General features: G+C 71.1%; 19 protein-coding genes. 11 read left to right on the top strand and 8 right to left on the bottom strand.

What is annotated here, in order from left to right; genetic code table 11:
* Positions 1-47: 47 nt before the first annotated feature.
* The 4 genes from AB0B57_RS00445 to AB0B57_RS00430 form a co-directional block, all read right to left on the bottom strand.
* Positions 48-1415, bottom strand: coding sequence for a GH1 family beta-glucosidase (locus AB0B57_RS00445; RefSeq protein ID WP_357064478.1), 1368 nt, complete (start codon positions 1413-1415; stop codon positions 48-50).
* Positions 1416-1453: 38 nt separating this feature from the next.
* A complete protein-coding gene (locus AB0B57_RS00440; RefSeq protein WP_357063369.1) occupies positions 1454-2293 on the bottom strand; it encodes a carbohydrate ABC transporter permease in 840 nt (279 codons plus the stop codon).
* Entirely contained in the window at positions 2286-3278 is a 993-nt protein-coding gene (locus AB0B57_RS00435) for a sugar ABC transporter permease (RefSeq protein ID WP_357063367.1), read from the bottom strand. Before AB0B57_RS00435 ends, AB0B57_RS00440 begins: the two co-directional genes overlap by 8 nt.
* A 70-nt stretch (positions 3279-3348) precedes the next feature.
* Positions 3349-4647: a sugar ABC transporter substrate-binding protein gene (locus tag AB0B57_RS00430; RefSeq protein ID WP_357063364.1), complete on the bottom strand. Its 1299-nt coding sequence runs from the start codon at positions 4645-4647 to the stop codon at positions 3349-3351.
* Positions 4648-4885: 238 nt separating this feature from the next.
* Here AB0B57_RS00430 and AB0B57_RS00425 point away from each other — a divergent pair, with 238 nt between their 5' ends.
* Both AB0B57_RS00425 and AB0B57_RS00420 read left to right on the top strand, forming a co-directional pair.
* Complete coding sequence (locus tag AB0B57_RS00425) at positions 4886-6085, top strand: ROK family transcriptional regulator (protein WP_357063361.1); 1200 nt, start codon at positions 4886-4888, stop codon at positions 6083-6085.
* Positions 6086-6312: 227 nt separating this feature from the next.
* Positions 6313-8541 (top strand): discoidin domain-containing protein, encoded by a 2229-nt coding sequence (locus tag AB0B57_RS00420; RefSeq protein ID WP_357063359.1) that lies wholly within the window; start codon positions 6313-6315, stop codon positions 8539-8541.
* A 111-nt stretch (positions 8542-8652) separates the two neighbouring features.
* On the opposite strand, the gene AB0B57_RS00415 is transcribed toward AB0B57_RS00420, so the two are convergent.
* Positions 8653-9975 carry an FAD-dependent oxidoreductase gene (locus AB0B57_RS00415; RefSeq protein ID WP_357063356.1) on the bottom strand — a complete coding sequence of 441 codons (1323 nt, stop codon included), beginning with the start codon at positions 9973-9975 and terminating at the stop codon, positions 8653-8655.
* 347 nt (positions 9976-10322) lie between these two features.
* On the opposite strand from AB0B57_RS00415, the gene AB0B57_RS00410 reads away from it, so the two are divergent.
* From AB0B57_RS00410 to AB0B57_RS00400, 3 genes are all read left to right on the top strand, one after another.
* A complete protein-coding gene (locus AB0B57_RS00410) occupies positions 10323-10679 on the top strand; it encodes a YciI family protein (RefSeq protein ID WP_357063353.1) in 357 nt (118 codons plus the stop codon).
* A gap of 2 nt (positions 10680-10681) precedes the next feature.
* Positions 10682-11890 (top strand): RNA polymerase sigma factor, encoded by a 1209-nt coding sequence (locus AB0B57_RS00405; protein ID WP_357063351.1) that lies wholly within the window; start codon positions 10682-10684, stop codon positions 11888-11890.
* Between the two features lie 71 nt (positions 11891-11961).
* Positions 11962-13095: a glutamate--cysteine ligase gene (locus tag AB0B57_RS00400; protein ID WP_357063349.1), complete on the top strand. Its 1134-nt coding sequence runs from the start codon at positions 11962-11964 to the stop codon at positions 13093-13095.
* A gap of 13 nt (positions 13096-13108) precedes the next feature.
* Here the strand turns inward: AB0B57_RS00400 and AB0B57_RS00395 are convergent, their stop codons facing one another.
* A complete protein-coding gene (locus tag AB0B57_RS00395; RefSeq protein WP_357063346.1) occupies positions 13109-14893 on the bottom strand; it encodes an N-acetylglutaminylglutamine amidotransferase in 1785 nt (594 codons plus the stop codon).
* A 160-nt stretch (positions 14894-15053) separates the two neighbouring features.
* Positions 15054-15485, bottom strand: a complete 432-nt coding sequence (locus tag AB0B57_RS00390) for a MarR family transcriptional regulator (protein ID WP_357063344.1) — start codon at positions 15483-15485, stop codon at positions 15054-15056.
* A 79-nt stretch (positions 15486-15564) separates the two neighbouring features.
* On the opposite strand from AB0B57_RS00390, the gene AB0B57_RS00385 reads away from it, so the two are divergent.
* Positions 15565-17358 carry an ABC transporter ATP-binding protein gene (locus AB0B57_RS00385; RefSeq protein ID WP_357063342.1) on the top strand — a complete coding sequence of 598 codons (1794 nt, stop codon included), beginning with the start codon at positions 15565-15567 and terminating at the stop codon, positions 17356-17358.
* Positions 17359-17394: 36 nt separating this feature from the next.
* Here AB0B57_RS00385 and AB0B57_RS00380 read toward each other — a convergent pair whose 3' ends face one another.
* Entirely contained in the window at positions 17395-18594 is a 1200-nt protein-coding gene (locus tag AB0B57_RS00380) for a hypothetical protein (protein WP_357063339.1), read from the bottom strand.
* 368 nt (positions 18595-18962) lie between these two features.
* Between AB0B57_RS00380 and AB0B57_RS00375 the strand changes: the two genes are divergently transcribed.
* The 5 genes from AB0B57_RS00375 (at position 18963) to AB0B57_RS00355 (ending at position 23289) form a co-directional block, all read left to right on the top strand.
* On the top strand, positions 18963-19694 hold the full coding sequence (locus tag AB0B57_RS00375) for a restriction endonuclease (RefSeq protein ID WP_357063336.1): 732 nt from the start codon (positions 18963-18965) through the stop codon (positions 19692-19694).
* A gap of 49 nt (positions 19695-19743) precedes the next feature.
* Positions 19744-21192 carry a Fic family protein gene (locus AB0B57_RS00370; protein WP_357063333.1) on the top strand — a complete coding sequence of 483 codons (1449 nt, stop codon included), beginning with the start codon at positions 19744-19746 and terminating at the stop codon, positions 21190-21192.
* Between the two features lie 183 nt (positions 21193-21375).
* Positions 21376-22017, top strand: a complete 642-nt coding sequence (locus AB0B57_RS00365; protein ID WP_357063330.1) for a TMEM175 family protein — start codon at positions 21376-21378, stop codon at positions 22015-22017.
* A gap of 12 nt (positions 22018-22029) precedes the next feature.
* On the top strand, positions 22030-22581 hold the full coding sequence (locus AB0B57_RS00360; RefSeq protein ID WP_357063328.1) for a hypothetical protein: 552 nt from the start codon (positions 22030-22032) through the stop codon (positions 22579-22581).
* Between the two features lie 138 nt (positions 22582-22719).
* Positions 22720-23289, top strand: a complete 570-nt coding sequence (locus AB0B57_RS00355; protein ID WP_357063326.1) for a peroxidase — start codon at positions 22720-22722, stop codon at positions 23287-23289.
* Positions 23290-23431 lie beyond the last annotated feature (142 nt).

Below are 23431 nucleotides of genomic sequence, written 5' to 3'. Positions count from 1 at the left end.
GTCGCCACGACGGCTCCCCGGACGGCCGGTCGGACCGCCGGTGATGGTCAGGCCACCGGCGCTGCCGTCCCGGTCGTGCTCCCGAGACGCCGGTGGGCGCTGATCAACTCGGCGTAGCGCAGACCGCTCGCCTTCATCGTCCGGCGCTGCGTCGGGTAGTCCACGTGCACCAGCCCGAAGCGCTTGTCGTAGCCGTACGCCCACTCGAAGTTGTCCAGCAGCGACCAGACGAAGTAGCCGTCCAGGGGAACCCCCCGGGCCACCGCCGACGCGCACGCCGCCAGGTGCTGCTCCAGGTGGTCGGTGCGCTCCTTGTCCTGCACCGTGCCGTCCGCGGTGACCTCGTCCGGCCAGGCCGAACCGCTCTCGGTGACGATGATCCGACCCGGCCGGTACTCCTCGTGCACGTCGACGAGCAGCCGCTCCAGCCCCGCCGGGTACATCTCCCAACCCATCGCGGTCTCCACCGAGCCGGGCACCGGCACCTGCCGGGCGTACGGTGCCGCGCCGGTCGGGTCGTCGACCACCAGTTGACGGAAGTAGTAGTTCACCCCGAGAAAGTCGGTGGGCGTGGCGATCACCGTGAGGTCGTCGCCGCGTACCGGTGGCTCGACGCCGTAGGTGGCGATCATGTCGGCCGGGTAGCCGCGCCCGTGGATCGGGTCCAGCCACCACCTGTTGACGTGCCCGTCCGCCCGGCGGGCCGCCGCCACGTCCTCGGGTCGGTCGGTGGCCGCCTCGATCGGGCTGAGGTTGAGCACCAGACCCACCGAGGCCGGACGGGCGGCGTTGGCGCGGATCGCCTGGGTGGCCAGGCCGTGCCCGAGCAGCACGTGGTGCGAGGCGTGCACCGCCCGGGTCAGGTCCCGCTCGCCGGGGGCCATGTTGCCCTCCAGGTGCCCGATCCAGCACACGCAGAGCGGCTCGTTGACGGTGCACCAGTCGGCGACCCGGTCACCGAGACGGGCGGCGACCACCGCCGCGTAGTCGGCGAACGCCTCGGCGGTGGCGCGCTCCGGCCAGCCGCCGGCGTCCTGCAGCGTCTGCGGCAGATCCCAGTGGTAGAGCGTGACGAACGGCCGGATCCCGTCGGCGAGCAGCGTGTCCACGAGCCGGTCGTAGAAGTCCAGCCCGGCGGGGTTGACCCGACCGACGCCGTCGGGCATCACCCGGGGCCAGGCCACCGAGAAACGGTACGCGCCCACGCCGAGCCGGCGCAGCAACGCGAAGTCCTCGGGCCACCGGTGGTAGTGGTCGCAGGCCACCGCGCCGGTGTCGCCGTTGTCGACCTTGCCGGGGGTCGCCGAGAAGGTGTCCCAGATGGACGGCGCCCGGCCGTCGACGTCGACGGCCCCCTCGATCTGGTACGCCGCCGTGGCGACGCCCCAGAGGAAGTCGGGTGGCAGCTTGGACAGGTCGGGCACGGGACGGATCTCCTCTGGCATTGACTGACTCACTTGACCGCGCCGGCGGTGAGGCCGGCGACGAAGTAGCGCTGGAGGGCCAGGAACCCGACGACGACCGGGACGCTGACCACCAGCGAGGCGGCCATGATCTGGTTCCAGTAGACGTTGAACTGGGTGGAGTAGCCCTGCAGGCCGACGGCCAGGGTGCGGCTGCCCTCGTCGGTCATCACCGACGCGAACAACACCTCACCCCAGGCGGTCATGAACGCGTACACGGTGACCGCCACGACGCCGGGTACGGCGGCCGGCAGGATGACCTGGAACAGGGTGCGCAGCGGCCCGGCCCCGTCGACCTGCGCCGCCTCGTCCAGCCCGCGGGGGATCGAGTCGAAGTAACCGACGAGCATCCAGATCGAGAACGGCAGCGAGAAGGTCAGGTACGTGATCACCAGGCCGGTGCGGCTGGCGTACAGCTCGATGCCCGTGGCGTTGCCCAGGTTGACGTAGATGAGGAACAGCGGCAGCAGGAACAGGATGCCGGGGAACATCTGGGTGGACAGCACGGTCACCGAGAAGAGGCTCCGGCCGCGGAACCGGTACCGGCTGACCGCGAACGCCGCGAAGATGGCCACCGCGACCGAGCAGATCGCCGCGATGCTGGACACCACCAGGCTGTTCACCAGGTACCGGGCCAGCGGCACGGTGCTCCACATGTCGACGAACGGTTGCAGGGTGGGTCGGCTGGGCCACCAGGTGAAGCCGTTCTGCACGTCCTGCAACGGCTTCGCGGCCGAGGTGACCATCACGTACAGCGGGATGACGACGAAGAGGGTGAGCAGGGTCAGCACGATGCGCCGGCCCCAGCGCTCACCGGCGGTCTCACGCATGGTCGTCCCTCCGACGGTTGGTGATCAGCAGGTACGCGGCCGAGACGATCATCAGGAACAGCAGCAGCGCCACCGACATCGCCGAGCCGGAGCCGAAGTCCCAGGTCTTGAAGGAACTGCGGTAGATGTGGATGGAGATCAGGTCGGCCTGCTCCGGCGCGGAGCCGCCGAAGAGCACGAACGGTGTGTTGAAGTCGTTGAACGTCCACAGGAACAGCACCAGCAGCAGCACCAGGTTCACCGGCCGCAGCATGGGCAGGGTGACCGAGCGCAGCCGGCGCCAGAACCCGGCGCCGTCGATGGCGGCGGCCTCGTACAACTCACCCGGCACGTTCTGCAGACCCGCCATCAGGCAGAGGAACGCGAACGGCCAGTTGCGCCACACCGACACCACCAGCAGCGACCAGAAGCTGTTGTCGCCGATCAGCCAGAACGGACGCTCGTTCAGCAGCCCGAGCTGGTCGACCAGGACGTGGTTGACCAGGCCGGTGTCGCGTTGCAGCAGGAAGCTCCAGGTGATCACCGCGGCGTAGACCGGCAGCGCGTACGGGGTGAGGAACAGCGCCCGCAGGATCGCCCGCCCACGGAACGGCTTCTGCAGGACGACCGCCGCCGCGATGCCGAGCAGCCAGGCGAACCCGACCGAGAGCACGCTGTAGGCCAGGGTGACCCAGAACGAGTGCAACAGTTCCTTGCCGGCGGCGCTGTTCAGGTCGAGCGTCGCCCGGTAGTTCTCCAGCCCGACGAAGGGCGCGGTGGACCAGTTGCGAATGTGGAACTGGGTCAGCTCCAGCAGGCTCATCCAGACCCCGACCACCATCGGGACCACGTGGATGGCGAGTTCCAGCACGATGGCCGGTGCGAGCAGCAGATAGGGCAGGAGTGAGCGGCGGGGGCCGCGGGGCCGGCGGGCCGGCCCCCGGGCCGGTGACCCGGCCCGGGGTTCGCGCCGGTCGGCGTCCGGCGCGGTGGTGCTGGTTGCCATCGGGGTCCTCTCGGAGGCGGTGGCCGTGGCCGGGCTCGACACCCGACCACGGCCACCGGTGACGCCTGGGTCAGCGCATCTTCTGCTGCGCGTCGGTCAGCTTCGCCTTCACCGACGCCTCGGTGACCGGCTTGCCGCTGGCCGCGTCCGCGAACAGCTCCTTCATCGCGGTGCCGACCAGGGTCTCGAAGGTGCTCTCCTCGGGCACCTGCGGCAGCGGGGCCGCCGTGGTGACCAGGGTCTCCTGGATGGTCTTCTGCTCGGTGGCGCTGAACGCCGGGTCGGAACCCGCGGTCTTCACCGCCGGCAGCGAGCCGTACGTCTTGTTGAGCAGCGTCTGCTCCTCGTCGCTGGTCATGAACTTCACGAAGCTCAGCGCGCCGTCCTTGTTCTTGGTGTGCTTGAACACCGCCATGTTGATGCCGGCGACCATGCTGTTGACCTTCTTGCCGCCGGCCGGCGGGCTGGCCAGGAACGGCACCGGGGCCACCCCGTACGCGTCGGCGGCCATGTTCTGCGTCTTCAGGTTCGAGCCGGCGGACTGCCAGAGCAGCATGGCGGCCTTGCCGTTGGCGAAGTCCGAGACCGACTGGTTCTGCGCGTACTCGGCGTTGCTCGGGTTGGTGATCTTGTCGGCGGCCATGAAGTCGATGTACCGCTTGATCGCCGAGACGTTCTGCGGGGTGTCGAAGGTCGGCTTGCCGGCCGAGTCGAACCACTCGCCGCCGTACTGCTGGCTGAAGGTGAAGGCGTGGTGCGCGTTCTCCGACGGGTTGGCCCCCTCGATCGCCAGGCCCCACTTGCCGCCGGTGCTCAGCTTCTTGCCGTACTCGGCGAGCTGTTCCCAGGTGGTCGGCGGCGCGGTGAGGCCGGCGTCGGCGAACGACTTCTTGTTGTAGTACAGGCTGTACGCCATGCTGTAGAGCGGCACGGCGGCCGGCGGCTTGCCGGGGGCGCCGGCGGCGGCGAGCGCGGCGGGCACGATCCGGTCCTTGCCGCCGACGGCCTGCAGGGTGGCGTCGTCGAACTCGACGAGCGCGCCGGTGGCCTGCAACGACGCCGACCAGGTGTTGCCGATGTTGACCACGTCCGGGCCCTTGCCCGAGGCGGCGGCCGCGAGCAGGCGGTTGAGCAGGTCCGACCACGGGACCACCTCGACGGTGACCTTGATGCCGGTCTGCTTCTCGAACTTGTCCAGCTCGGGCTGGAGGATTGTCTTGTCGGCCTCCAGGCTGGCGCCCTGGTTGCTGGCCCAGTAGGTGAGCGTCTTGGGCGATGCGGCGGAGTCGTCGCCGGAGCCGCCACAGGCCGTCAGCGACGCGGCGGCCAGTACGGCGGCGGTGAATATCCCGAGGTGTCGTCTCGACACGGGTCTGCCCTTCCGGTGCGTGGTGGGGGTCCACCGACCTCCGTCGCCGATAGGGGTCGAAGGCGACGGGCGGCCGGCTGCGGACAGGGTTCGGGGGTGCGCCGTCGGGGTCCGTCGGCGTTTCCCGGGAGTTACATCACGGCTTAATTTATGTCGTCATTAAAGTGGTTGGCTGGTGGGTCGTCAAGCACGAGGCGGTTACAGTCGCCTCGAACGACCGACGGGAACGAGGTGACGAGTGGAGCTGGCGCGTGCCACCAACCGCAGCGTGCGGCTGCGCAACCGGTCCGCCCTGCTGACCAGGCTCTTCCTCGACGGTCCGCTCACCCGCCAGGACCTGGTGCGCAGCACCGGGCTGAGCCAGCCGGCGGTCAGCAACGTGGTGGCCGACCTGATCGACGAGGGGCTGGTCGCCGAGGCCGGGGCCGCCGAGTCCGACGGCGGACGACCCAGCATGCTGCTGCGGATCGCACCCCGCTTTGCCTTCGTGGTCGGCGTGGACGTCGGCGAGACCCGGGTGCGGGTGGAGCTGTTCGACTTCGCGATGACCCTGCTGGCCAGCATCGAGTACCCGCTCGACCCGGCCCGGACCGAGCCCGACCTGGTGGCCGGGCACGTGCTCGCCGGCATCGACGCGGTGACCGGGCAGGCCGGCGTGACCTCCGGCGACGTGCTCGGTGTGGGCATCGGCGTCTCCGGGGTGGTCGAGCAGGGCGCCGAGGCCGTCGTGCACGCCCAGGCCCTCGGCTGGGACCGGGTGCCGCTGGAGCGCCTGATCAGCGCCGGCACCGACCTGCCGCTGCACATCGACAACGGCGCGAAGACCCTCGGCCAGGCCGAGATGTGGTTCGGCGCCGGCCGGGGAGCCCGACACGCCGTCTTCGCGCTTGTCGGCTCCGGCGTGGGCGCGTCGGTGGTGACCGGCGGGGCCACCTACCGCGGCGCGTCCAGCAGCGCGGGGGAGTGGGGGCACACCACCCTGGTGTACGGGGGACGGGCCTGCCGGTGCGGCGCGCGCGGCTGCCTGGAGGCGTACGTCGGCGCGGAGGCGATCATCGACCGGTACCGGGAGGCGCGTCGGGGTCGACAGGTGCCGGGCGAGGATGAGGAGTCCCAGATCGCGGCGCTGGTCGCCGCCGCCGGGACCTCGGCCACCGCCCGGCGGGTGCTGGACGACACCGCCGGCTACCTCGGTGCCGGGGTGGCCAACCTGATCAACCTGTTCAACCCGGAGCGGGTGGTGCTCGGCGGCTGGGCGGCCATGGCGCTGGGTGAGCTGCTGCCGGCCGTCCGCGAGGCCGCCGGCCGACAGGCCCTGCGGCAGCCGTTCGAGCAGGCGTCGATCGAGCTGTGTCGCCTCGGCGTGGACGCGGTGGCACTGGGCGCCGCCACGCTGCCGATCGCCCGCTTCCTCACCGAGGGCGGCGTCCGCCGCTGAGCCGGGACGACGGCAGCGGCGCCGGCGAATTACACAAAAAGAATCCTCGGGATAAATAACGAAGTTATAGATCGATGTCTTGACGCCGCCGCAATCTCGCCGCAACACTCCTACGAGAGCGCTCTCCGGCCCGCGGCGCCGCATCGGCGGCACCACCCACGGCACCACGGGGCGAGCCCGATCCCACCCTCGTCGGCATCCGTAACCCCCTATCGACAGGCGATGTCATGACATCTCGTGCAACATCCGTACGCCCGCGTCCCCGCCGGGCCGTCCGACACCTGCTCGTCGGACTCACCGTGGCGCTTGTCGCGGCGCTCACCCCGACCGGTGCCACCGCACCCGCGCAGGCCGCGCCCACCCTGCTCTCCCAGGGTCGGACGGCCACCGCCTCGTCCACCGAGAACGCCGGCACCCCCGCCAGCGCCGCCGTGGACGGCAACACCGGCACCCGCTGGTCCAGCGCGTTCAGCGACCCGCAGTGGCTCCAGGTCGACCTGGGTGCCCGCGCCACCATCACCCAGGTCAATCTGCTGTGGGAGGCCGCCCACGGCCGGGCCTTCCAGCTCCAGACCTCCGACAACGGGTCCACCTGGACCACGATCTACTCGACCACCACCGGCGCCGGCGGCACCCAGAACCTCACCGTCTCCGGCGCCGGCCGCTACGTCCGCATGTACGGCACCGCCCGGGGCACCGGCTACGGCTACTCGCTCTGGGAGTTCCAGGTCTACGGCGAGACCGGCGGCGGTACCAACGAACCCCCGGTGACGCCCACCGACCCGCGCAACCCCAACCTCGGGCCGAACACGTTCGTCTTCGACCCGAGCACCCCGACGTCGACCATCCAGAGTCGACTCAACACCCTCTTCACCCAGCAGGAGACCAACCAGTTCGGCCCGCAGCGCTACGCGGTGCTGTTCAAGCCCGGCACTTACACCGCCGACGTCAACCTCGGCTTCTTCACCCAGGTCGCCGGCCTCGGCCTGAGCCCCGACGACGTCAACCTCAACGGCCACGTCCGCACCGAGGCGTTCTGGTTCGGCGGCAACGCCACGCAGAACTTCTGGCGGGCCGCCGAGAACCTGTCGGTCACCCTGCCCGCCGGGCAGACCGTGGAGCGGTGGGCGGTGTCCCAGGCGGCGCCGTACCGCCGGATGCACCTGCGCGGCGCGCAGAACCAGATCCAACTGTGGAACGGCGGCGACGGCTGGTCCAGCGGTGGCCTGCTGGCCGACACCCGCATCGACGGGCTGGTCGTCTCCGGCTCGCAGCAGCAGTGGTACTCCCGCAACAGCGAGTTCGGCAACGGCTGGACCGGCTCGGTGTGGAACATGGTCTTCCAGGGCGTCACCGGCGCACCGGCGCCGAGTTTCCCCAACCCGTCGCACACCGTCATCGCGCAGACCCCGCAGGTGCGGGAGAAGCCGTTCCTCTACGTCGACGGCACCGGCGAGTACCGCGTGTTCGTGCCGGCGCTGCGCACCAACTCGACAGGCACCAGCTGGTACAACAAGACGCCCGCCGGCTCGTCGATCTCGCTGTCGCAGTTCTTCGTGGTCCAGGCCGGCACCAGCGCGGCCACCATCAACGCGGCCCTCGCCCAGGGCAAGCACCTGCTCTTCACCCCGGGCGTGCACCACGTCACCGAGCCGATCCAGGTCAACCGGGCCGACACGGTGATCCTCGGCCTCGGCCTGGCCACCATCCAGGCCGACAACGGCAGCGTGGGCATGCGGGTCGCCGATGTGGACGGCGTGAAGGTCGCCGGCCTGATGTTCGAGGCCGGCACCACCAACTCGCCGGTGTTGATGGAGGTCGGGCCGTCCGGCTCGTCCGCGAGCCACGCCAGCAACCCGACCTCGCTGCACGACGTGTTCTTCCGCATCGGTGGGCCGCACGTCGGCAGGGCCACCAACACGCTGACCGTCAACAGCGACAACGTGATCGGTGACCACATGTGGCTGTGGCGGGCCGACCACGCCGCCAGCGGCGTGCCGACCGGGTGGACGCTGAACACCGCCGACACCGGGCTCACCGTCAACGGCGACAACGTCACCATGTACGGCCTGTTCGTCGAGCACTACCAGAAGTACCAGACCATCTGGAACGGCAACGGCGGGCGGACGTACTTCTACCAGAACGAGCTGCCGTACGACGTGCCGAACCAGGCGGCCTGGATGAACGGGTCGACGCGGGGTTACGCCGCGTACAAGGTCGCCGATTCGGTGACCAGCCACCAGGCGTTCGGGCTGGGCAGTTACAGCTACTTCAACGTCAATCCCGCGGTGGTCGAGGAACGGTCCTTCGAGGTGCCCACCAACCCGAACGTGCGGTTCACGAACATGGTGACCGTCTCGCTCGGTGGCGTCGGCACCATCAACCGGGTGATCAACAACGCCGGTGGCACCGCGAACGCGGCCAACCAGACGGTGTACCTGACCACCTACCCCTGACCGGTGCCCCCGCGCCGGCCCGGTCCGTTGAGGCCGGGTCGGCCGGGTGACACCCAGGGCCGAGGCCGGCCCGGTCCCGCCGAGACCGGGCCGGCCCCGGTCGTGTCCGTCTCAACCGGCCAGTACCTCAGCCGCCGCCCGCTCACCGGCGCGCACCGCGCCCTCCAGGTAGCCACTCCAGCGGGTGGCCGTCTCGGTGCCCGCCCAGTGCACCCGTCCCACCGGCGTCCGCAGGTGCGGGCCGTACGTCCGCCAGGTGCCCGGGGTGAGCACACCGGAGAAGCAGCCCCGGGTCCACTCCTCGGCCGACCAGTCGTACTCGACGAGGTCCACCGGGTTTTCGGCGTGCGGCCCGACCACGCTGGTGAACGCCTCCAGGAGGCACTGCCGGCGCCTTGCGGGGGACATGCCGCGCAACGCGGCGGCGTCCGAGGAGTAGCTGAACCCGGTCAGCACCCCGAGCGGCGAGGTCGGGGTGGAGTTGTCGACCGTCTCGGTGAGCGGACCGACGCTGCTGGTGGCCACCCCGGAGCGCCCGTCGGCACGCCAGAACGGCTCCGGGTAGACGGCGTGCACCTTCAGCGCCGACCCCATCGGCATCCGCTGGGTGAGCCCGTCACGCAGCGGGGGTAGCGGCGGGTCGTACCGGATTCGGCCGGCCAGTGCCGGGGCCAGCGCGACCACCACGGCGTCGCCGTCGACGCGCCCGGTGTCGGTCCACGCGGTCGCGCCGTCGACCGTCTGTTCGATGGCCCGCACCGGCGCGGCCAGCGTCAGCGTCCCCGGCGGCAGAGCCGCGGCCATCCGCTCGGCCAGCGCCGCCGGCCCGCCCACGATCCGGTCCTGCTGCGCGCCACCGGCCATCCCCAGCAACGGCCCGGTCCCGCCAGCGCTGCGCAGGTAGAACAGCAGGTGCAACAGGGACAGCTCGTCGGCGCCGGTGGCCAGCAGCCCGCCGGCGAGTAGCCGCCCCAGGTAGTCGGCGGTGTCGTCGTCCGCGGCCGTGGTGGCGAGCCACCCGCCGAGGGTCGTCCGGTCCCACCGCGCGGCCTCCGGCGTCGCCCAGGGTGCGGCCGGGTCCAGTCGTGCGGCGTACTCGTCGAGCAGGCCGAGCACCCGGCCGACCTGCGCCGGCGGTTCGGCCCGGCGCTGACCGCCCCAGAGCAGCGTGGGCGCGCCGACCGACGCCGAGGCGAAGATGGCCAGCCCGTACTCGGCGACCAGCGCGTACATCCGGTCCTGCGTCGGGCCGATCCACTGCGCGCCCAGGTCGAGCTGCGTGACCTCGGGCAGCCAACGGGTCAACACCCGACCGCCCACCCGGTCGCGAGCCTCCAGCACCCGCACCTGGGCACCCGCGCGGCTCAGCGCCAACGCGGCCGCGAGACCGGAGAAGCCGGCGCCGACCACGACCACCCGCAAGCCGTCGACCACACAGCGGTCTACCCACAACCGTCGCAGGCATGACTACCGGCTCTGGTCGCGGCACTGGCGGGCCGTCCCCCTGTCCTTCGTCCTTTGCTCTGCACCCGCTGATGCACCACCCGGGCCCGGGCCCGGGCACCGTCGCGCCCGCGGGTGCAGAGCAAGGGGCAGCGTCCGGTCCGCGGGGTGCGGAGCAGAGGGCAGCGTCGCATCCGCGGGTGCAGAGCAAAGGGCGCGCCCACACCGGGGCCGGGCCGGCCGCCGAGAACTTTCTGCCGGCCTGTCGAATCGGGCGGCGGCCGATCGTGTGGAGGATGAGAGGTCGGCGACGCGCCGACCACCCGCGAGGAGGAACGATGACGCTGTACCTGCTCAGCCTTCACCAGCCGCAGGGTGAGCTACCGCCGGAGCCGGCATTCCTGGCCGAGGTGATGCGCCAGGTCGGCGAGCTGCGCGACGAACTGGCCGCCGCCGGGTCGTGGGTCTTCGGGCAGGGCCTGCACGGCCCGGAGACCGCCACCGTGCTGCGCCCCCGCGACGGCGAGGTCCTGGTCACCGACGGGCCGTTCGTGGAGGGCAAGGAACACCTGGGCGGCATCACCATCATCGACGTGGCGGACCTGGACGCCGCCCTGCACTGGGGGCGCCGCTACGCGCTGGCCACCACCCTGCCGATCGAGGTGCGTCCCTTCCAGGGCGGGGCCGGCGACTGACCGTGCCCGACGTGGAGGCGGTGTTCCGCGCCGAGTACGGGCGTGCGGTCGCCGTCCTGGTCCGTCTCCTCGGCGACATCGACCTCGCCGAGGAGGCCGTCCAGGACGCGTTCGCCGTCGCGGTGGCCCGCTGGCCGACCACCGGCCCACCGCCCAGTCCGGCCGGCTGGATCATCACCACCGCCCGTCACCGGGCGATCGACCGGCTGCGCCGCGAGGCGTCCCGGGCCGAGCGGCAGGCTCAGGCGGCCCTGCTGTTCGCCGCCGACGAACCCGTCGAGGAGGGACCCGTGCGCGACGACCAACTGCGGCTGATCTTCACCTGTTGCCATCCGGCGCTCGCCCCGGCCGCGCGGGTCGCGCTCACCCTGCGGCTGCTCGGCGGCCTGAGCACCGCCGAGATCGCCCGAGCCTTCCTGGTGCCCGAGCCGACGATGGCGCAGCGGCTGGTCCGCGCCAAGTCGAAGATCCGCAACGCGCGGATCCCGTACCGGGTGCCCCACGACGCCGACCTGCCCGACCGGCTGCACGGCGTCCGCACGGTGCTCTACCTGATCTTCAACGAGGGATACACGGCCAGCGCCGGCCCGCACCTGATCCGCGCCGAACTGTGCGTCGAGGCGATCCGGTTGACCAGGCTGCTGGTGGAGCTGATGCCGGACGAGCCGGAGGCGCTCGGCCTGCTCGCCCTGATGCTGCTCACCGAGTCCCGCCGGCCGGCCCGGACCACCGCCGACGGTGAGCTCGTGCCGCTGTCCCGGCAGGACCGAGAACTGTGGGACACCGCGCTGATCGCCGAAGGGCAGGCGCTGGTCCGCCGCTGCCTGCGCCGCGACCGGCCCGGCCCGTACCAGATCCAGGCCGCGATCGCCGCCGTGCACAGCGCCGCGCGCCGCGCCGCCGACACCGACTGGGCTCAGATCCTTGCGCTGTACGACCAGCTGACGGTGCTCGCCGCCGGCCCGGTGGTGGCGCTGAACCGGGCTGTCGCGCTCGCCGAGGTGTCCGGTGCGGCAGTGTCGCTGGCCGAGGTGGACCGCCTCGATCTGGTCGGCTACCACGTCTATCACGTGGTCCGTGCCGACCTGCTCGCCCGGCTCGGTCGCGGCGGGGAGGCCGTCGAGGCGTACCGGACGGCCGTCGCCCTGACGGACAACGCGGCCGAACGGGCCTTCCTCACCGCGCGCGCGACGGCCCTGGCACCGCCCTGAGCGGGGCGTTTGCCACAGGGGCGGCCGGGAACCCGAGGCACCCAGCCGCAGCAGGAGATGAGGGAGGGGCCATGGCGTACCGTCCGACCGCCGTCGACACCGTGCCCGACCTGTCCACCCTCACGCTCGGCGTGGAGGAGGAGTTCCTGCTGCTCGACCCGGACAGCGGGCGCAACCTGCCGGTGGCCGACCAGGTGCGGGCCGCGCTGCGCGGCCCCGCCCGCGACCAGAGCCGCCAGGAGTTCCGGCACAGCATGGTGGAGATGGTCACGCCGGTCTGCGCCGACCTCGGCGAGCTGCGCGCGCACCTGGTGGCGCAGCGCCACTGGGCCGCCGAGGCCGCCACGGCGGCCGGGGCCCGGCTGGTGGCGATCGGCGCCACCCCGCTGGCCGAGCCGCAGCGGACGGTTCCCGACGAGCCGCGCTACCACGCGATGTCGCGCCGGTACGGCCCGGTGGCGCACGATCCGGCGGTGTGCGGCTGCCACGTGCACGTCGGGCTGCCCGACCGGGAGCTGGCCGTGCAGGTCTGCAACCACCTGCGGGCGTGGCTGCCGGTGGTGCAGGCGATCACCACCAACTCGCCGCTGCACGACGGGCGCGACACCGGCCACGCCAGCTGGCGGTCGATGCAGCTGGAACGCTGGCCCAGCATCGGGCCGACGCCGTACTTCGACTCGGCCGCCGACTACGACCGGACCGTCGACGAGCTGATCGCCGCCGGCATCATGCTCGACGCGGCGATGGTCTACTGGTACGCCCGCCCGTCGTCGGCGTACCCGACGGTGGAGATCCGGGTGGGCGACGTCGGTTCGACAGTCGACGACACGGTGTTGGTCGCCGCGCTGGTCCGGTCTCTCGTCGCCACCCTCGCCGACGACGTCCGCGCCGGGGTGCTGGCCCCGCCCATCCGCGACTGTCTGATCGCCGCCGCGCACTGGCGGGCCGCGCACGACGGCCTCGACGGCGAGCTGATCGACCTGCGTGGCGGCGGCAGCCGACCGGCCTGGGCGCTCGTCGACGAGTTGATGGCGGTGATCGCCCCGGCCCTGCTGCGCCACGGCGACCTCGGTTACGTGTTGGCGCAACTGGCCCGACTGCGCCGCGACGGCACCGGCGCGACCCGGCAGCGTCGGGTGCTGGAACGCACCGGTGACCTGCGGGCGGTCATCGACGACCTGGTCGCCCGCACCGTGGCGAACTGACCGCCGCGCCGCCTCAACGGATGTCGTGCGTCTGTAGCCACAGCTCCAGGAGCCCGAGCTGCCACAGTTTGTTGCTGCCGGCGGCCGCCTCGGCCCGGTCCGGCTCGGCGAGCAGACGTGCCACGTACCCCGGTCGGAACAGCCCCCGCTCGCGCGCGGCCGGCGCCTGCAACGCCTCGGCGACCAGCTCGCGCACCGGGCCGTCCACGTTGCGCAGCGCCGGCACCGGGAAATAGCCCTTCGGGCGGTCGACCACCTCGGCCGGCAGTACCTGCCGGGCGACCTCCTTGAGCACGCCCTTGCCCCCCTGGGCGACCTTGTGCTCCGGCGGGCAGTGCGCGGCCAGGGTGACCAGATCCTGGTCGAGAAAGGGGGTACGCACCTCCAGGCCCCACGCCATGCTCATGCTGTCCACCCGCTTGACCGGGTCGTCCGGCAGCATCAGGTGGGTGTCCAGGCGCAGCACCGCGTCCAGCGCGGTCTGCGCCCCGGGCGCGGCCAGGTGGTCGGTGAGCAGGTCCCGGCTGGCGTCGTGTTCCAGCGCGTACGCCGGACCGACGATGGCCCGCAGCTCGTCGTGGCCACGGTCGAAGAACGCGGCGGCGAACGTCTCGGCGGCGCCGTGCCGGGGCGCCTCGACCAGCGGCCGGTGGTAGCCGTACCCGGCGAACACCTCGTCGGCGCCCTGCCCGGACTGGGCCACCCTCACGTGCCGCGCCACCTGCTCGGACAGCAGGTGGAAGGCGACCACGTCGTGGCTGCCCATCGGTTCGGTCATCGCCAGCACGGCACGGCGTACGGCGGGCACCAGGTCGTCGTCGGCGAGCCGGATCCGATGGTGGTCGGTGCCGTACGCGCGGGCCACCAGGTCGGAGTAGCCGAACTCGTCGCCGGACTCGTCGCCGCGGCTGTCGAAACCGATGCTGAACGTGCGCAGGTGCTGCTGCCCGGCCTCGGCGAGCAGCGCGACGATGAGGCTGGAGTCCAGTCCACCGGAGAGCAGCACACCGACCGGCACGTCGGCGACCAGCCGTCGGCGTACCGCCGTGCGCAGCGCGTCGCCGACGGCGGCCCGCCAGTCGGCGGCGTCCATTCCCGCGTCGGCGGGCTCGCGGACGTAGTCGGGTCGCCAGTAGACCTCCTCGCGGCTGCGCCCGTCCGCCTCGATCACCCGCAGGGTGGCCGGCGGCAGCTTGCGCACGCCGCGCAGCACGGTGCGCGGCGCGGGCACGATGGAGTGCCAGGACAGGTAGTGGTGCAGCGCCACCGGGTCGATGCCGGTGTCCACGTCGCCGGCTCGCAGCAGCGCGGGCAGGGTGGAGGCGAACCGGAGTCGCCCGGGTGTCTCGGCGAGGTAGAGCGGTTTGATGCCGAGCCGGTCGCGGGCCAGCACCAGCCGGCGCCGGTTCCGGTCGACGAGCCCGATCGCGAACATGCCGACCAGGTGGTCGACGAAACGCTCACCCCAGTGCGCGTACGCCACCAGGATCACCTCGGTGTCGCTGGTGGAGTGAAACCGGTATCCGGCGTTGCGTAGCTCCTCGCGCAGCTGCGGGTAGTTGTAGATGCAGCCGTTGAAGACCAGGGCCAGGCCCAGGTCGTCGCGCACCATCGGCTGCCCGCCGGCGTCGGACAGGTCGATGATGGTCAGCCGCCGGTGCCCGAGGGTCACCCAGCCCTCGGCGCGCAGGCCCTCGTCGTCCGGGCCGCGCGAGCGCATCGCCTCGGTCATCCGGGTGACCGCCGCCGCGTCGGGTGACCGACCGTCGAAGCGCGCCTCCCCGCTGATCCCGCACATCAGCCGGGGCGGTTGTGCGGGTGTGGCACCAGCGGCACGAGCGTCCTCCTGTCACCTCGCCCCCGGCCGGTGACGGCCGGTCCCGCCGACCGGACGGGGCCGCTGGCTACCCGTGCGCGAGGTGAGCAAACCCGCCGCGTGGCGGGCGGGCCGCCGTCGGTCAGGCGCGCAGGGTACGCAGGATGCGGGCCAACTCGGCGCGGTCGGTGTCGTTGAGGTGGCCGAAGAAGCGGTCGGCCTCGGCTCGGCGGGCGGTCCGGATGGCGGCGCCGACGCGCTTGCCCTCCTCGGTGAGGGCGACCAGGGTCGCCCGCCGGTCGGCCGGGTCGGGTCGGCGTTCGACAAGCCCACGGGCCTGCAGGTCGTCGACGACCTCGGTCGCCGAGCGGGCCGCGATGCGCAGGTGCTCGGCGAGGGTGCCGGGGCGTACCTCGCCGTGTCGGCCCAGCACACCGAGGGCTCGGGACTGGCTGGGCGTGATGTCCCAGGGGGTCAACGACTCCTTGGTCTGTCGGCGCAAACGGGACGCCACCGCCCAGAACGTCTCGGCCAGGCTGTCGTCGTCGCCAGTCCCGGTGGTGTCCTCGGTCACCGGAATACCGTAGCAGTCGATGCGGTTGTTCCCTCATGTTGAGGTAACCTCAGCATATCCGAGCGAAAGGCAGTGCCCCTTGGAACCCACCCCGAAGGGCCGCGACCGCGGCCACCGCACCCTCAGCGCCGAAGAGAAGACGCAGGCCCGCCAGGTGTCACTGCGCCGCATCGGCCGCCTGTTCACCCCCCACCGGCCCGCGCTGGCCGTGGTCACCATGATCATCGTGCTCTCCTCGATCATCGCGATGGCGACCCCGTTCCTCCTGCGTACCGTGATCGACCGCGCCCTGCCGCAGGGCGACGTGACCCTGCTGGTCTGGCTGGTCCTCGGCATGGTCGCCGTCGCGGCCGTGACCTCCGCCCTCGGCGTCGTGCAGACCTGGATCTCCACCCAGGTCGGGCAGCGGGTCATGCACCGGCTGCGCACCGACGTCTTCAGCCACCTCCAGCGACAGTCGCTGGGCTTCTTCACCCGCACCCGCACCGGCGAGGTGCAGTCCCGGATCACCAACGACATCGGCGGTATGCAGTCGGTCGTCACCTCCACCGCCACCGCCGTCGCGGCCAACCTCACCACGGTGGTCGCCACCGCCGTCGCCATGGTCGCACTCTCCTGGCAGCTCTCCCTCGTCTCGCTCGTGGTGCTGCCGCCGGCCATCTGGCTGACCCGCCGGGTCGCCCGGATGCGCCGCGAGATCACCGCCCAGCGGCAACGCGAACTCGCCGACCTCAACGTCACAGTCGAGGAGGGCCTGTCGATCAGCGGCGTGCAACTGGCCAAGACCCTCGGCACCGGCCCCGCGCTGATCGACAGGTTCACCGCCTCCTCGGAGCGACTCGTCGACCTGGAGCTGCGCAGCGAGTTGGCCGGCCGCTGGCGGATGGCCTCGATGAGCATCATCTTCGCCGCCGTACCGGCGGTCATCTACCTCGCCGCCGGCCTGCCCGGCACCGCCGGTACGCTGAGCATCGGCACCCTGGTCGCCTTCACCGCCCTGCAGGGCGGCCTGTTCCGGCCGCTGATGGGCCTGCTCAACGTGGGCGTCTCGCTCACCGCGTCACTGGCGCTCTTCGCCCGGATCTTCGAATACCTCGACCTGCCCGTCGACGTGGCCGACCCCGCCGAGCCGGTCCACCTCGACCCCAGCCGGGTACGCGGGCACCTGCGCCTTCAGGACGTCACCTTCGGCTACCCGGGCAGCGACACCGCAGCCCTCGCCGGGATCACCCTCGACGTGCCCGCCGGCACCAGTCTCGCCCTGGTCGGCGAGACCGGCTCCGGCAAGAGCACGCTCGCCGGCCTGGTCAGCCGCCTGCACGACCCGACCGCCGGCCGGGTCACCGTCGACGGCGTCGACCTGCGCGACCTGCGCCTGGCCGACCTGGCCGCGATCGTCGGAGTGGTCAGCCAGGAGACGTACCTGCTGCACACCACCGTGCGGGAGAACCTGCGCTACGCCCGGCCGGGCGCCACCGACACCGAGATCGAGGACGCCGCCCGCGCCGCCCAGATCCACGACCTGATCGCCGGGCTGCCCGACGGGTACGACACCATGGTCGGCTCGCGTGGCCACCGGTTCTCCGGCGGCGAGAAGCAACGGCTCGCCATCGCCCGCACGCTGCTGCGCGACCCGCGCGTCCTGGTCCTCGACGAGGCCACCAGCGCGCTGGACACCGAGACCGAGCGGGCCGTGCAGCGGGCGTTCGACGCGCTCGCCGAGGGGCGGACCACGATCACCATCGCCCACCGGTTGTCCACAGTGCGCGACGCCGACCAGATCGCCGTGCTCGACCACGGCCGGATCGTCGAGTCCGGCACCCACGACAGCCTGCTGAACCGCAACGGCCGCTACGCCACCCTGGCCGCGTAGCCGGCACCGCGCGCGGTCATACCCTGACCGGCAGGTCTACTGATCCAGACGAGCGGCCAACTCCTTCCCTGCCGGCCACGAGTCGTCGCCCATTCGTTCGGCAAGACAGGACAGCGCGAAGGCCAGGGGCCAGGACGCCGCGTGCCGGATGTCCGGAGGCAGGATCCCCAGCGGATGGTGGAGGTCCCAGCCGGAGGCCGGAGTGAGGTCGACAGCCATGACTTCCCCCACGTAGGGCCGCTCCGTTCGGCGGACGGCCCGGGCGACCAGTTGGTCGCCGGCGACGTTCAGGAAGGTGACAGCGCAGAATTCGGGCGTGGCACCACGACTGAGCCAGCGGCCGTAACCCAGAAGGTCGCTGCCCTCGATCTCGGACGGGTTGATGTGGCATTCCTCCCGCAGCTCACGTTCCGCGCCGGTACGAATGATCTCCTGAAGAGTCGGTGTCGACTGTGGTGACACGTCCTGCGGTTCGAGTGAACCCGAGCCGGAGGGCGCGAGAAGTCCCGGGCTGCCCACGTTGTCCTTGGTCTGGGCGACCAGGAGCAATTGCCCGTCGGAGGTGAAGGCCAGCGTGGAGACACCGATGATGTTGGCCAGCCGGCTGTTTCTGAACGTCCGCAGTCGGCCGTGGCGGTCCACGATGAGGTCACGTCCGCGCAGTGCCAGGTTGCGCCGTCCCACCTCGCACACGTCATAGGGAACGAGCACGTTGCTGCAGAAGAAGTCGAAGTAGTGGGCGCTCTGCAGGACGACGACCCCGTCATCGCCCTCCCCGGGCAGGTCCGAGCCGAGCCCCAGCACCGCCGCGTTGTGCATCACCGCTCTGCGCGCCTGCCGGGCCAGAAAGTCGAATGACCAGGGCTTCAGATCGCGGTGCAGGACGTACTCGCTGATCACGGGATCGACCGCAACGGCTTGCTGTCGCAGTCGAACGCTCGCGTCGGTCATCACGATGCCGATGTTGCGTGCGCTCTCCAACACCCGGCCCAGGTCGCTCGCGTGCTCGGCGATGTCCCGGTACGTGTCGGCGTCGCGTGGTTGGAAACGTACGGTCCTGGCCCGCCGCCGGTTGGCGCGAATCTCAAGCGTGGACACCAGAGCCCCCGCCGCGGCGGCCACGACGCTCAGGACCACGGGCGGGCTGTTCAACGCGGTTGAGGTGCCGAAGGCAGCAAGGACGACACTGGCAGTGGTGAGTCGGTACCGCCACAGGCCGCGACGCCAGATGCTCATGGTCGTCTTGACTCTTCTCGACGTCGCCAGCATGCAGTACCCGCCTTAGGCCCGACCCTGCTTCGGCACTTGCAGGGTATCGGCGGCACCAAGCGGATCAATGGCCGTAAAAGCACAGGTACAGGCCGATGCTATCGAAGTGGGACCGGATTACCAGCGGGTGCGACCGCGCGTCGCGCATTTCGTGCAGCGTCAGTTCGACCAGCGCGGCGTTCCTTGAGCGCACGCCGCTACGCCACCCTGGCCGCGTGGCCGGTTCGGGGGAGCGGCATTGGGAGTGACGGGTACCGGACACTTTTGACGGGCATGCACGCGGTTTGTCGGAGGCTGCCGCGAGACTGAGGCTTCCGCGAACGAGGAGGTGCCTCGTGCCGTACGTCAGATCACACACCAGGAGGGGCGGAGCCCGGGTCCGGGCCCACTACCGACGGCGGCGCACCGGCAGTGTCCGGCGTCGATCGACGGTCCGCCGCCTGTCCGGTGGCAGTAGGTCGGCCAACGGCTGGTTTCTGGTGCTGTGCGCTGTCGTCGGTTTCGTGCTCGTGCGCATGGTCATCGACGTCGTCCAGCGGCATCCATACTGGACCGTCCTCGTGCTGAGCCTCGTCGTGGCAGGGGCGACCACCGTCAGTCTCATCGCGTCGAAGCAGCGTGCCCGGGAGCGGGCCGACCAGGCTGAGCGGGACATGCTGATCGCGGTGACCGATGCGATGAGCGGGCCCGAGTTCGAGCAGTGGTTCGCGCGGATCCTGGTCGCGTCCGGTTTTCGGAACGTGCAGGTGTGCGGCGGCTCCGGTGACCGGGGAGCCGACGTCACGGCCATCGCACCGGACGGCCGACGCGTCGTGGCGCAGTGCAAGCGGCAGAGCATCAGCAACCGGGTGGGCAGCGCCGCCATCCAGCGGTTCGCCGGCACCTGCCGGGACATCCACCGTGGCGAGATCTGCCTGCTCGTGACGAACAGCTTCTTCACCGCAGGCGACGGCATCCAGATCGCCCGACAGCTCGACATCACGCTCGTCGACCGGCGCGCGCTGGAGATGTGGGCCTGGACGGGACGACCCACGCCAGAGTCCATCGCGGCGGGCGGGCCGCACTGATGCAGAGCGGCGGATAGCGGCGCGACGCCCGGTGGCAGGATAACCGTCGATGACGGCTGACGAAACGTGGAAGCGAATCTCCCCGCACTCGCTCACCTGGCCGGAGGTCGACCCCGCGCGACACCCGTTCGACCCGACCGACGTGCTCGATGTGGTGCGTGGCCTCGGGCCTCCGGTGCCACCGACGCCGCGTTGGGAAGGGTCTGTGTCCATCGGCCGCAGCGATGCCGAGCGGTGGCGGGAGACGGTGAGTCACGCCCTCGTCGACCACTACGGACGGTGGGCCAGCGGCTGGTGTTGCTCCCAGGGCGAGGGCGACTACGACGGTGGTCCGGGCACCGAATGGTGCTGCGTGTCCCACTCGATCAGCTCACCGGAGGAGACCCTGGCCCTCGTCGCCGGCTCGCTGGTCCAGTGGCGAGCCTGGCTGGAGGATCTGGCCGAACGCTTCGAGCGTTTCCTGCCACTGCCCGATCCCGACGAATCACCCGATGCCCTCGTCGTGGCCTGGGAAGTCGCGGTCGCCCAGCTCGTGAACCTGACCGTGGGCCGGACAAGCAGCGACAGCGGCTGGTACGGCCACTGCAAGCAGGTCCTCTCCTGGTTTCTCGTCGCAGCCGGTCTGCCCGAGGACCGCCACTCGACCCTGATCGACGACGCCATCGGCGGACGATTCCGCAGCTGGGTGCAGCCGTCTGCCGCCGATGTCGCCGATGTCGCGGAGCGCCTGGCACAGCAGCTGGTCGCGCAGTCCGGCGTCGACCTGTCCCCTTCCTCCGTCCACGCCACCGACGAGTGGCCCGACACCTGGCCGCAGGGTTGGCCATCGTCACGGACTGCCACGCGGCCGACGCGAGGTCGAGACGAGCGCAGCCCCGAGGGTAGGCGCCCCGACGACCTGGAGACGTGGCAGGCCGTTCGTGCCCGGGTCGACTGGGGCACCGCGTCCGAGCCCGTGTCCGGCCCCGTCGGTACGGGCGAGGACGCCATCGCCGAGCACGCGGCCAACCGTCCGACGGACGGCCCACAGCTTGCCGCCGCGGTCGACCAGGCGGGGTGGGCGGCGGCTGCGGGTGGACCGCTCACCTTCGCCCTGCTCGCGCAGTGGCAGGGCACGCTACTCGGTGTGCCGGAGCCCGCGTTCCGCGATGGCCCGGCCTGGGCCAAGGGCGGCCGTGAACGCTACTACTGGCATGCCGACCTTCCCCGCCGGTTCGAGGCGTGCCTGCTCGAGGCGACGGAGGACGACCTGCCCCTGCCCTCCCGAGCCGCGCGGGTCTATCTCGACGTGGCGTTCTTCCACCCGTTCGACGACGGCAACGCCCGCTCGGCCATGCTGGCGCTCTACTACGTGCTCGCCCGGGAAGGCGTGACACTCGACCGCGCAGCCCCTCTGCTGAAGACCGTCCGACAGGCGCACGACACGTACGGCGCCGCCGGGCTCGCGAAACTCGTCGAACTGCTGATCCGAGGCACGCGGAAACGGATGCGGCCCTGACCGTCCGGCGAACGGCTCACGGCAGACGAGTGTCGTTGAGCGCGCCGTGCTTCGGCCCTGCCCTCCAGATGTAAGGCGGTGTCCGGTCGCGGGAGGCAACTGCGGGCTTGTCACCGACAACTGGATCGGATCGTCCTCGATCGCATCGTGCGGGGCGAAAACGGCATATAGCATGATTGGTGCATGAACGCCCAGAGGGGTACGTCACCACTGACCCGTCAGCCGGGTCGGCTGGTGTCCTTCAGTGACGGTGTCTTCGCCATCGCCGTGACGCTGCTCGTCCTGGAGATCCAACCGCCACCGGACTTCGGGCACCTTCTGCGGGGCCTCGGGGCACTGTGGTCGTCGTACCTGGCCTACGCGCTGAGCTTCCTGCTCATCGGGCAGGTGTGGGTCAACCACCACGTCATGTTCGACCGCGTCCGACACGTCGACCGGGGAATCCTCTTCCTCAACACGCTGCTCCTGATGGTCATCGCGTTCCTGCCGTTCTCCACGTCCCTCCTCGCCGGCGCTCTCCGCGCGGAGCAGGGCCTGCGCATCGCGGTCCTCGTCTACGGCAGCACCCTGTGGATGGCAGCGGCCCTGTTCAACGTCATCTGGTTCTACCTCCGCCGCGCCACACTGCTGGACTCCAGCCTCGGCGCCTTCGGCGTCCGGGCCATCGGCCGCCGATTCGCGCTCGCGCTGATCTGGATCGGTTCCGGCATCCTCGTCGGCGCGTTCGTGCCGATCGCGGGCGTCGCCATCATCGCCGGATTCCTCCCCGCCTACTACCTACCCATCCGCGGCGAGTACGGCGAGACCAGTCAGGCGGCGAGATGACAGGCTCAGCACATGGATAGCGTTCTGACGCAGTTGCCCGCCCTGCTCGGCGTGCTGGTCGGCACCATCGGCACGATGGTCGCCACGGCGGTGACGGAGCGGGGCCGATGGCGACGTAACCAGGGGGTCCGCTGGGACGAGCGGCGGCTGGACGCGTACGCCGATTTCACCCGTGCGGTGAAGGAGATCCACCTGGTCTCCCTGGGGATGCTGAGCGGTCACCGCCCCGGCTCCCGTACCCCCGCCCTGGACCGCGAGGACGGGATGGCCCGGCTGGCCGAGGCGGACCTGCGTCATACCCTGACCTGGGAGGCAGTCCTGCTGCTCGGTGACGCGGCCACGGTACGGGCAGCCTCCACCTGGCGCTCCGCCGTGCGGAGGCTGGAGCAGGCGGCGCGGAGCCTGCCGGACCCACCGGCCGACCTGGCCGCCATGATCCGTCAGGCCGACGAAGGCCGCGACGACTTCTACCAGGCCGCCCGCGGCGGCCTCGGCGTACGCGGCGGGACCGTCGAGCAGTTTCGGCGTCCCGCCGAGGGACGGATCCCGGCGGCGCGCAACTGAGCACGGCACGCCCCACCAGCGCGGCGACCGGCTGCTGGTGGCGCTGGAGGTCAGCGAGGACGACGCCGGCTGATTTCCCGACAGCGTCCGCAGTCCCCAACGGCGTACCGTCCGTGGCCAAGCATGGGGAGGAGTCGGATGAGTTTCCTGCAGCAGGCAGAGCAGTCGCCGGACACCGAGCGGATGTTCGACACCGACACGAAGGCGATGGGCTACCTGCCCAACTACACCAGGTTGTTCGCGCACAGCCCGGCGGCGTACCTGGCATGGCAGCAGCTCAACGGTGCGGTGAAGGCAGAGATGGAGCTGCGCCGCTATGAGTTGGTGACCCTCGCCGCCGCCCGGGCCCTGAAATCCTCCTACTGCGGCCTGGCACACGGAAAGGTCCTCCGCGACAGGTTCTTCGACGCGTCGACCGTCGCCGCCATCGCGTCAGACCACGGCAGCGCCGGTCTCTCCGCGCAGGAGGTCGCAGTCGTCAACTTCGCCGGGAAGGTCGCGGCAGATGCGAACTCCGTCACCGAGGCCGACGTCGTGGGTCTGCGTGGTCACGGTCTCGATGACACGGATGTCTTCCGCGTGATCCTCGCCGTTGGCGCCAGATGCTTCTTCAGCACCGTCCTCAGTGCTTCCGGGGCTGAGCCCGATCCGCAGTACAACGAGAGCCTGGGCAGGGACCTGCGGCAGGCGCTGAGCTTCGGCGGTTAGACCCAGAGGGAACACACCGACCAGGCTGTCTCAGGGCCTGCGGGGTGTGTGCCAGCTGATCGAGGAGCTGCCCGTGCGGGACATCTTCGGCATCGGGACTGCAGATCGTTTCGGCCACGTCCATCAGAAATCTGACACCATC

This window comes from Micromonospora sp. NPDC049101 (genome assembly GCF_040648675.1).
GTDB lineage: Bacteria > Actinomycetota > Actinomycetes > Mycobacteriales > Micromonosporaceae > Micromonospora.
Note: the sequence above shows the minus strand (reverse complement) of the source record. Positions and strands in the feature narration are given on the sequence as shown.